We start from the raw sequence: 9,730 nt of genomic DNA, 5'->3' as shown, positions 1-9,730 counted from the left end.
CAGGCGGAAGGCGCAGTGACGGAAGAGGGAAGGGCGCGGGCGGTCCTGCGCCCGCGCCCCTCACGATGCAGGGAAATCAGCGGCTCCCGCCAAGCGGAGCATCCGCTCCGGTCCTCGGCCCATTGTCGGTGCGGACCGGCTTATGGCCTCCGCCGGCCTGTGTATCCGAATCATAGTCCTCCGGATTTCCACCGCCGCCCGCGCTGGCACCGCTGCCCGTGACCGGGCCGCTGCCGGTCTTGTTCGCGCGGTGCCCACGGTTCGAGGCGCCGGTGATATCGCCATCGTCGCGTTCCTCTTTCGGGTAATCGCCGGGACGAACCGTTCCGACATTGTCGCGGTCCTCGGCATTCTCGGGCGGGAGCGAGCCCGGCGTGGAAGCTTTATCGGTCATGACAATCTCCTTTTCGGTTGTGGAGGTTCAGCCGCTCAATATGTCGAGGGCGGATCGCTGGCGGGGAAGGATTCGTCGGCCGCCTGATCGACGCCGTCCCAGGCGCGCCGCGCATCGCTGCGCATGCCGCCGGGGCCGGCCGAACGCGTCTGGTCGAAATTTTCAGGATCGGTTTCGCTGTCGGCGAAAGCCGCCGAATGCGTATCGCTTTTCGGAAATTTCGGTGCTTTCTTGCGGGTGAACCAATAGAGCGCGCCGATTACGGCGACGCTCATGATCTTGCCGATGCCCGAGGATTTTCCGGGTTGATGGGTTGCTGCGGTCATGATCTTCTCCTCTTCGAGGAAGAAACGGCGCGCTGCGGCCAAGGTTGCCGGGTTGATCTGGATCAGTCCGTTTGTGGAATGGGCGGCAGAAGGCCCGGCGTGCTCGCGGAACCGACCGCCGGGCCATGGCTTCTTCCCAGACGATGCCCCGGAGAAGTCATGCAGAGCGCGTCCGCCTATCGTCACATGAAAGCGAATATCGTGCTCTACGGCGCGCTGATCGCCAATCTCGGCATCGCCATCGCCAAGTTCATCGCCGCCGCCATCAGCGGCTCGTCCTCGATGCTGACCGAGGGGGTCCACTCGCTCGTCGACAGCGGGAACCAGCTGCTGCTCCTCTATGGCCAGTCACGCGCAAAACGGCCCGCCGACGCCTTCCACCCCTTCGGCTATGGGCGCGAACTCTATTTCTGGGCCTTTGTCGTCGCGATCCTGATTTTCGCGATCGGCGCGGGGGTGTCGATCTATGAAGGCTGGAGCCATATCCTCGACCCCGAGCCGCTGCGCGATCCGACGATCAACTATGTGGTGCTCGGCATCGCCTTCCTCCTCGAAGGCATGTCGTGGAGCATCGCGGTTCGCGAATTCAATACCGCGCGGGGCGATCGGGGGTGGTGGGAAGCGGTCAGACGCTCGAAGGACCCGGCAGGCTTCATCGTGCTGTTCGAAGACAGCGCCGCGCTGCTCGGGCTTGCGATCGCCGCTCTGGGTGTCTGGGCGAGCCACTGGACCGGCGATGCACGGATCGACGGCATCGCGTCGGTTGCGATCGGCGGCGTGCTGGCGGCCGTCGCGGTTCTTCTCGCGCGCGAGGCCAAAGGGCTGCTGATCGGCGAGAGCGCCGATCCCGATCTGGTCGCCGCGATCTGGCGCCTCGTCGATCGCCGCCCCGAGATTACGGCGGTGAACCATGTGCGAACGATCCACACGTCGCCTGACACCGTCTTCGTCGCGGTCAGCGCCGACTTCGACGACGCTCTCTCGATGGGCCGTGCGGAAAGCTTGATCGAGGAGATGGAGACCGAACTCAAGATGGCCGAACCGCGGATCAGCTCGATCTACATCCGTCCCGAGAAACAGAGCGATGCCGTGGTGTATCCGCCGCCGCGACGCGACTGAGATTTTCCCGTATCGGCGGGCACGCGAATTGCTGCAAATCGCTATAACCGAAGTTAGTCGGGCGCAACTGGCCACCCTCTCAGCGGTTTACCGGTCATGCTGCAACCCACCGACGATCGCGACCACCCGCTGGCCCGCCGCTTCGACGCCTTCGTGCGCGATCCGGCTTTCCCTTGCGTTGGTGCCAAATCCGCCCTCGCCAAGGGGCAGATACGGATCGTCGTCGGCCGCGACATGCGGTCGGCGTGGGACGACCTGCGCATCTATCCCAACCTGCTCGATCTGGCCTGGACCTACGCGCGCGAACCGAGCCTCTTTCATTCGCTCGCGGTCGTGTTCGAGGAGGATAGCGGGCTCGATGAGGAAGGGTTCGAACGCTGCCTGTGGGAGCGTCTCGAATCGCTGACCCGGAAGGACGACTTCCACGGCCAGATCGCCGACCCGCGGGTCAGCGCCGATCCCGGCGACCCGCATTTCTCGCTGAGCTTTGGCGGCGAGGCCTTTTTCGTCGTCGGTCTTCACCCGCGCGCGAGCCGTCCGGCGCGGCGCTTCGAGCGGCCGGCGCTGGTCTTCAACCTGCACGACCAGTTCGAACAGCTTCGCGCGAGCGGGGTCTATGACAAGATGCGCAGCACGATCCTGGCGCGCGATGTGGCGCTCGCCGGCGACGTCAATCCGATGCTCGCGAGCCATGGCACCATGTCGGAGGCGCGCCAATATTCGGGACGGGCGGTCGGCAGCGACTGGGTCTGTCCCTTCGCGGGGCGGAGCGGCGCACCTGCACCACGAAATGTCCTGGTCGGCCGCGGCGACTGATCGAATGGGCGCGGTCCGCAGCGCGGTCTGTCGTCAGCGACGGTCGACTGTCTGCGATTGGCCATCGCGGCCACCGATGGGCATTGCGCCGAGGCACCGTCCGAGGTTCGGGTAATGACCTCGCCCTGCGCGTGCAAAGCGCAATCCGGACCATGGCGATTGTCCGCACGGCGGCAAAAGAGATTGAGCGAGGTTAATAATCGCGCGCGCGGCGCGACGATTGCCCGCGCCCGGCGTTCGTTCGTTGAACGGGGACATTCCGCTCCTCGTCACAGGATAATCATCATGGCTGCACCCAAATCCGCCTCCCGGAAAGCCGCTTCGAGCGGCGCCGGAAAACAATCCGAGCCCGCATCGAAAGCGAAGGGCAACGGCAAGCCCGGCCCTTCCGCGGAGCACCCCGCCGACGCGATCAAGCTGCTCAAGGCCGATCACAAGGAAGTGAAGACCTGGTTCGAGGAATATGAAAAACTCGAGGCGAAGGGCGACAAGCAGGCGCTCGCCGACAAAATCTGCCTCGCGCTCACCGTTCACGCGCAGATCGAGGAGGAAATCTTCTATCCCGCCGCGCGACCGGCGGTCGACGACGATGCCCTCTTCGACGAAGCCGAGGTCGAGCATGGCAGCGCGAAGCAGTTGATCGCGGAAATCCAGGCGATGAAGGCCGGCGACCGTCTGTTCGACGCCAAGGTCATCGTGCTCGGCGAATATATCGATCATCATGTCGAGGAAGAAGAAGAGGAAATGTTCCCCGAGGCGCGCGACAGCGATCTCGACCTGAAGGCGCTGGGCGTTCAGCTCGCTGCGCGAAAGGCCGAACTGATGGCCGCGGCCGGTAAGTAACCGGCCCAATGCCCGACCCGTTGGACCGCCTCTTCAGCGAGCGGCCCGCGGGTCGCCCCGGCGAACTGAATCTCCGTCATGATGAATGCCCTGGCGCCCGATGCAACGCTCGCGCTTATCGGTCGTTGCGAGGAAGCACAGGCCTTCCACTGATGCTTCCCGAAACCGAACGAGGATCGTCAGACATGTTCACCGAACGCTTCCTGAGAGACAAACGCGGTGCAAGCCTCGATACCGCCGAACGCACGCGGCTCGAGGCGGCGATCAGCGAGGTGAAGACCTTCGCTGCGCGCAAGATCATCGCGCGGGCAGGCGAGCCGCTCGATCAGAGCACATTGCTCGTCGAAGGCATCATGTCGCGCTATCTAGACGACCGGAACGGGCTCCGGCAGTTGGTCGCGATCCACCTTCCGGGCGATTTTCTCGATCTTCACGCTTTCCCGCTCAAGGTGCTCGATCACGATGTGGCGACGCTGACCCCCGCGACGGTCGCAATCGTGCCCCACGCCGAGCTCGAGGCGATCGCCGAGGAAATGCCGCAGCTCGTCCGCAAGCTCTGGTTCGTGACATTGCTCGATGCGGCGATTCATCGCGCCTGGCTTTTTCGTCTCGGGCGCCTCGACGCCACCGGGCGCGTTGCCCACTTCCTCTGCGAGACGAACGCAAGGCTCTTTTCGGCCGGACTCAGCGACGGACGAAGGTTCGCGCTCGGGCTGACGCAGGCCGACCTCGCCGAAATCTGCGGGCTCACGACGGTGCATGTGAACCGCGTGATGCGTCAGCTTCGCGAAGAGAAATTATGCATCTTCCGTTCGTCGCTCGTCGAAATCCTCGATCCGGCCGGTCTGGCGGCGCGCGGCCAGTTCAACCCCGCCTATCTCTACAACAACCACGACGTCGAGCATCTCTCCTCCCGCCAAAGGCCAAAATCATGAGATCCATCCCAGCCGGACTCGAGCCCGAAACCGAACCCGGCATCGCCAGCGCCGAAGGGGGGCTTGTTTTCCTCGACGGGCCCGACGGGATCGCCAAGACGATGACCGCCGATGCTGCGGCGCGGACCGGCCAAAGCCTGATCGACGCGGCGGCGATTGCCGAAGCACAGAGGGCGAACGGCGATGTTTGACCCGTTCGGCCAGTGGAGCCGCTATCTCTCGGCCGGCCATTCGATGCACGCCACGGGCCGGCACGCCGCCGAAACGCTCGACGGCGCGAGCCGCGTCGTCGCAGCGCGCAGCGCGATCATCGGCGAGGCCCTTGTATCGCCCTGGACCGCCGATCATGCCGAGCTCGGGCGCATGATCCCCGAAAAGATGGAAGCCTTCGCGCTTGCCGGCTCCGCGATTGCCACCGTCTGGTGGGACAATGGATCGCTGTGGATGAAATATCTGCAGCACCTTGGCGTCATGGCCATGCGCGGACGACCGCCCACCGTCGCCGAACTCGCCGACCTCGGCCAGCGCAGTGCCGTTCTCGCGTTACGCTCCGTGGGGGCCGGTGCAAGGCTCGGTTCGGCGAGCCTGGCGCCCGTGCGCGGTCAGGTGCGGGCCAATGTCCGCCGGTTGAAGGTTGCGGAAAGGAAGCCACGTCGAACAGGGCGCTCGCGGGCGCGTTGATTGGCGCCGATGCGCCGCGAGGATGCGGCGATGACGATCATGTCGAAAGGATAACGGGCTGGAACAGATTGCTGGGCTGGTGGCGCCGGTCGCCACGATGATTGCCGCGATGATGACCGCCGCCAATCTTGGCGCACGTGTCACCGGCTGGGGGTTCATCGTCTTCACGGTCGGCTCGATCGGCTGGTCGCTCGTCGGCCTCGGATCCGGTCAGACCAATCTGGTTGCGACCAATGTCTTCCTGACCCTCGTCAATCTTGTCGGCGTGTGGCGATGGCTCGGGCGGCAGCGCTGCTATGAGGATGGAGCGCGGTCGGCATCGAGGTCCAGCCGGAAAAGCCCCGGTTCGAGCTTGTTTTCCGCCACCAGCCTGTCGGGCCTGCCGGTGAGCGATATGCGCGGAGAGACCGTCGGATCCTCGGTCGATGCGATGATCGAATGTGAAACCGGGCGGGTAAGCTATATCGTCGTTGCGAGCGGCGGCCTTGGGGGGATCGAGGAGACGCTGCGCCCCGTCCCGCTCGCTAGCGTCGACTGCCATGCCGACGGGCTCATTCTCCTGGAGACGAAATCGCAGTTCGAACGTCGCCCCGAGCTTGGCGCGGGCGAGTGGCCGGCGCGTGTGCCGGGTGCGGATCGCCGGAAATCGGAAGCTTCGGGGCGTTCCGCCGTCGATAAGGAGGATCTGCATGCGACTGTTTAGGAACAACAGCCTCACTGTCGTTTTGCTGCTGCTCTTTGGTGCCACCATCGTCGGTCAGTGGCTGACCGGCTGGCATGTGGCGACTGCGGACGCGTCGCATCATGGCCGGGCAGCGATGTCGCTGATGAATTACACGCAAAGCCCGGAATTTCTGTCGAGCGTGTTCGAGAATTGGGAGAGCGAATTCCTGCAGATGTCGGCCTATGTCGTGCTGACCGCCATGCTCATCCAGCGCGGCTCGTCGGAATCGAAGGACCCCGACAGCCCGCCGCGCGACGCCGACCTCGCGGCGCAGGCATCGAAGCCGGGCGCGCCGGCCATCTTGCGCAAAGGTCGCCTCGCACGTGCGCTCTATGCCCGTTCGCTCGGCATCGCATTGTTCCTGCTCTTTCTCTTCTCCTTCGTGATGCACTGGACACAAAGCGCGCGCGCTGCGGCTATCGAGGCGAAGGAACATGGCGAGGCCGCGCTGTCGACGATCGCCTATCTTGGCGATCCGCAACTGTGGTTTGAATCCTTCCAGAACTGGCAAAGCGAATTTCTGTCGACCGCCGTGCTCGTGCTGCTTTCGATCTTTCTGCGTCAGAAGGAATCTCCCGAATCGAAGGCGGTTGCGGCTTCGCATGCGCACACCGGCGACTGACGATGAGACGGGAAGCAAGAGAGGTCGGCCGGCGGGCGCGATCTGAACCGAGACCATCGTAACGGGCATTCGCCGACAAGGTGTGGCGGCCGGCATTCCATCGCAGGCCTCACATCGCGGGCGCCGGTCTTTAAAGGTCGCCGGTCGCAGCAGCTGTGCCGGCCTGGCTCTCGATCTCATAATGGATCGGTTTGAAACTGCCTCCGCAGCTGTCGTAAGCCGAACAGGCGGTCAGGCCGATCACCAGATCGCTCAGGGCACGCATCCGGATATAGTCGCCAGGTGCGGTGGGTGGCGGCAACACCTGGAGCTTTCCCTTTCCATCCACCGGGACATTCATGAAGATGTTGAAGGCAACCGGAATGGCGTCTTCGCCGATTCCAAAAGGGGCGAGGGCCTCGGCGAGGTTGCCGAAGCAGCCGCGGTGGACCGGCTTGTCGGCATAGAAATGGCGGAAGGTCGCCTCGCTGCACGGCGTCAGAAGAAAGTCATGCGTGCCGACGCCGTCCTCGACGATTTCGAGCATCGGGTTCGATCGGTTGGACCAGAGCCGGTTCCCCGTCGTGAGCCGGATCGTCTCTTCATAATCGAAGGTGCGGCCGTTCGAGAGCGCTTCGCGGACATCGCCCTGCATGAAGGCGAGCAGGTCGCTCACCTGGCCGCCTTCGGGATCGATCACCCGCAAGATATCGCCCTCGCGCAAGGAAAAGGCGGTGCCGCTGCGCGGCGCAATGTGTTGAACCATTGATTGGAGCCCTTGATGGGAGTCGTACGAAAGGCGGATCCGTCGTCCTTTATACGGATGGCGACGTCGAAAGCTGCGAACGGAAACGAAAGTGGGTCGGGAGAGACAATATCGGACGAACCGTGGGACGAATCGCGATCCCGGGCGTTGCTTCCCTGTCTGTGCCATATGGGGCACATGAGGTGCCGATCCGGCTTTGCGGTTTTGGGCCGCAAGGAGAATTTGATGCCGGTCTCGCATATACTCGTCGTGGAGGACGATCCGCTGATTTTGATGATGGCTCTCGGCATCATCGAAGACGAGGGTTATATCGTTCTCAAAGCGTCCGATGCCGACGAGGCCATGGTCCTGCTCGAGCGAAGTTCCGAGATTGGCATCGTCTTTACCGATATCGAGATGCCCGGTTCGATGGACGGGCTGCAGCTCGCGACCTGCATCCGCGAGCGATGGCCCGATATCAAGATACTCGTGACCTCGGGCGGTGTGCGCTTGAGCGAAACCTCGCTCCCGCCGCAAGGGCAGTTCCTGCGCAAACCCTATAGCGCGAACGACCTTACCGCCAAAATCCTTGCGCTCCAGTGACGCCGCCGCCCTCGAGGCTGCGCGGTGAACTGCTCATGGGCTTGGCGTTCGCGATTGACGCCGGCGCCCTGCTGCCGTCTAGGTCCATTTACAGCGAGACCGCAACGCACTGAACGACGGAGGATGAGTGGAAATCGACCCGGCCAGCAGTGTCGAAGCGATCCGCGCGATCGATGTCGTGCCTGCCATCCTCGATACCGTGTGCCGCGTAACGGGGATGGGCTTTGCCGCCATTGCCCGCGTTACCGAAGCGCGCTGGGTCGCGTGCAGCGTCAAGGACGACATCGCATTCGGCCTCGAACCGGGCGGCGAGTTGAAGCTCGAGACCACGATCTGCCACGAGATACGTGACAGCCGGCAGGCCGTGGTCATACCCGACGTCGCGAGGGACGCTGTCTACCGCAGCCACCATACCCCCGCCCATTACGGGTTCCGCAGCTATATCTCCTTTCCGATCGTCCTTCGCGACGGGCGTTTTTTCGGAACCTTGTGTGCGATCGATCCCGAACCGCGCGATCTTGACCGGCCCGAGGTGGGCAACATCTTCCGGATGTTCGCCGACCTGATCGGCTTTCATCTGGGCATGGGGGCGCAGCTTTCCGAAACGCAGGCGGATCTGGGTCGCGAGCGCCAGACCGGAATCCAGCGCGAGCAGTTCATCGCCGTACTGGGCCACGATCTTCGCAATCCGCTGGCGGCACTCGAGGCCGGGCTTTCCTTGATGAAGCGGGCGCCCGACCAGAAGCGGGCCGAATTCATCATGTCGGCTATGCAGGCGACGATCGACCGCATGAATGCCATGGTCGGCAATATCCTCGATTTCGCGCGCGGACGGCTGGTCGGCGATTTGCCGCTCCGCTTCAAGGCCGAGTCTGCGGAAGCGATCATGACGCAGATCGTAAACGAATTGGCGATTGCCCATCCGGACCGAGAGATCGTCTTGCATTGCGATTCCGTTACGCCGCTGATGTGCGACGCCCAGCGGATCGGCCAGCTCGTGTCCAATCTCGTCGGTAATGCGCTAACGCATGGCGAGCAGGGGACGCCGGTCGTCGTCGCGTGCCGCGAAAGCGACGACGAATTCACCTTGTCGGTCACGAACAATGGCCCCGAGATCCCGATGCGGGTGCGCGAAACATTGTTCCAGCCCTTCGAACAGGGCGCAGAATCGCACGCAAGCGGAAGCCTCGGCCTCGGCCTCTATATCGCCTCGACGATCGCCAAGGCGCATGGCGGCAGTCTGACAGTCCAGTCTTCGCCGACCGAAACGAGCTTTGCGTTTCGTATGGGACTCTCGGCGACATGACGTAGCATGTCGTTGCTGCCGAAATTAAAGCAGAGGGGCCTCAACGAGTTCGCCGCGGACTCCGGGTAAGTATCTCGTTTGCGCCGAGAAAGTCGGCGATATAGTGTCAGCTTTACCGAACGCTCGCAAAGTAAAAGCGGTCTGACCGCAATTCGGCCAAGTCCAGAATCTTCGAGGTCGGTTGAAACATTGGTCATTCCACTTGGTGAACGGGAAAGGCTCTATCGATTGCGGGAACTACTTTCGGACGATCACCAGCACTGCGGAAATGATGACGAACGACAAAAGTAAACTACCCGCTACATAGCCGAAGGCCGCCAAGGGCTGCCGGCGCTCCCAAAGGGTTACGGCGTCGAGAACGAAGGTTGACCAGGTTGTGAAGCCGCCGATGAGACCCGTCGCCAGAAACAGCCGGACTTCATTCGATGTCGATGAGCGTGCAAGCAGCCACCCGACGACCAGACCCATCAATGCCGATCCGAGAACATTAATTATGAGCGTGCCATAGGGAAAGGACGGACCGAGTATCTTGAGCGCGGCTTGCCCCACGATATGTCGAAGTATGCCGCCAGCTCCCGATCCAACAAAAATGATGACCAATTCGCGCACAATTCCTCCCTCGCTCTTTGGCAGCAGG

14 protein-coding genes are annotated in these 9,730 nt (G+C 63.1%); 10 read left to right on the top strand and 4 right to left on the bottom strand.

The annotated features are described in order from the left end of the window. Positions 1 to 76 precede the first annotated feature (76 nt). Both VGD20_RS10495 and VGD20_RS10490 read right to left on the bottom strand, forming a co-directional pair. Positions 77 to 394 carry a hypothetical protein gene (locus VGD20_RS10495; RefSeq protein ID WP_331134394.1) on the bottom strand — a complete coding sequence of 106 codons (318 nt, stop codon included), beginning with the start codon at positions 392 to 394 and terminating at the stop codon, positions 77 to 79. Positions 395 to 429: 35 nt separating this feature from the next. Then, the gene (locus VGD20_RS10490; protein ID WP_331134393.1) at positions 430 to 720 is read right to left on the bottom strand and encodes a hypothetical protein; all 291 of its coding nucleotides are present in this window, start codon (positions 718 to 720) and stop codon (positions 430 to 432) included. Positions 721 to 906: 186 nt separating this feature from the next. On the opposite strand from VGD20_RS10490, the gene VGD20_RS10485 reads away from it, so the two are divergent. From VGD20_RS10485 to VGD20_RS10450, 8 genes are all read left to right on the top strand, one after another. Next, positions 907 to 1,839, top strand: coding sequence for a cation diffusion facilitator family transporter (locus tag VGD20_RS10485; RefSeq protein WP_331134392.1), 933 nt, complete (start codon positions 907 to 909; stop codon positions 1,837 to 1,839). 96 nt (positions 1,840 to 1,935) lie between these two features. Beyond that, the gene (gene gntA / locus VGD20_RS10480) at positions 1,936 to 2,655 is read left to right on the top strand and encodes a guanitoxin biosynthesis heme-dependent pre-guanitoxin N-hydroxylase GntA (RefSeq protein ID WP_331134391.1); all 720 of its coding nucleotides are present in this window, start codon (positions 1,936 to 1,938) and stop codon (positions 2,653 to 2,655) included. A gap of 285 nt (positions 2,656 to 2,940) precedes the next feature. Next, positions 2,941 to 3,498: a hemerythrin domain-containing protein gene (locus VGD20_RS10475; RefSeq protein ID WP_331134390.1), complete on the top strand. Its 558-nt coding sequence runs from the start codon at positions 2,941 to 2,943 to the stop codon at positions 3,496 to 3,498. Positions 3,499 to 3,683: 185 nt separating this feature from the next. Then, a complete protein-coding gene (locus VGD20_RS10470) occupies positions 3,684 to 4,433 on the top strand; it encodes a Crp/Fnr family transcriptional regulator (protein ID WP_331134389.1) in 750 nt (249 codons plus the stop codon). After that, a complete protein-coding gene (locus VGD20_RS10465; protein ID WP_084758192.1) occupies positions 4,430 to 4,624 on the top strand; it encodes a hypothetical protein in 195 nt (64 codons plus the stop codon). The genes VGD20_RS10470 and VGD20_RS10465 overlap by 4 nt, the downstream gene beginning before the upstream one ends. Beyond that, the gene (locus VGD20_RS10460) at positions 4,617 to 5,114 is read left to right on the top strand and encodes a hypothetical protein (RefSeq protein WP_331134388.1); all 498 of its coding nucleotides are present in this window, start codon (positions 4,617 to 4,619) and stop codon (positions 5,112 to 5,114) included. Before VGD20_RS10465 ends, VGD20_RS10460 begins: the two co-directional genes overlap by 8 nt. Positions 5,115 to 5,193: 79 nt before the next feature. Then, on the top strand, positions 5,194 to 5,817 hold the full coding sequence (locus tag VGD20_RS10455) for a PRC-barrel domain-containing protein (protein ID WP_331134387.1): 624 nt from the start codon (positions 5,194 to 5,196) through the stop codon (positions 5,815 to 5,817). Next, entirely contained in the window at positions 5,804 to 6,460 is a 657-nt protein-coding gene (locus VGD20_RS10450) for a DUF6766 family protein (RefSeq protein WP_331134386.1), read from the top strand. Before VGD20_RS10455 ends, VGD20_RS10450 begins: the two co-directional genes overlap by 14 nt. A 130-nt stretch (positions 6,461 to 6,590) precedes the next feature. Here VGD20_RS10450 and VGD20_RS10445 read toward each other — a convergent pair whose 3' ends face one another. Then, positions 6,591 to 7,205 carry an urea carboxylase-associated family protein gene (locus tag VGD20_RS10445; RefSeq protein ID WP_331134385.1) on the bottom strand — a complete coding sequence of 205 codons (615 nt, stop codon included), beginning with the start codon at positions 7,203 to 7,205 and terminating at the stop codon, positions 6,591 to 6,593. Positions 7,206 to 7,430: 225 nt separating this feature from the next. On the opposite strand from VGD20_RS10445, the gene VGD20_RS10440 reads away from it, so the two are divergent. Together VGD20_RS10440 and VGD20_RS10435 are read left to right on the top strand one after the other, a co-directional pair. Beyond that, the gene (locus VGD20_RS10440; protein ID WP_331134384.1) at positions 7,431 to 7,787 is read left to right on the top strand and encodes a response regulator; all 357 of its coding nucleotides are present in this window, start codon (positions 7,431 to 7,433) and stop codon (positions 7,785 to 7,787) included. A 127-nt stretch (positions 7,788 to 7,914) separates the two neighbouring features. Next, positions 7,915 to 9,093 carry a GAF domain-containing sensor histidine kinase gene (locus VGD20_RS10435; RefSeq protein WP_331134383.1) on the top strand — a complete coding sequence of 393 codons (1,179 nt, stop codon included), beginning with the start codon at positions 7,915 to 7,917 and terminating at the stop codon, positions 9,091 to 9,093. Between the two features lie 237 nt (positions 9,094 to 9,330). On the opposite strand, the gene crcB is transcribed toward VGD20_RS10435, so the two are convergent. Continuing rightward, positions 9,331 to 9,730 (bottom strand): fluoride efflux transporter CrcB (gene crcB / locus VGD20_RS10430; RefSeq protein WP_331134382.1); only part of this gene is annotated, 400 nt, incomplete at its 5' end.

Source organism: Sphingopyxis sp., assembly GCF_036402335.1.
GTDB lineage: Bacteria > Pseudomonadota > Alphaproteobacteria > Sphingomonadales > Sphingomonadaceae > Sphingopyxis.
This window is presented reverse-complemented; position numbering and strand designations above follow the sequence as displayed.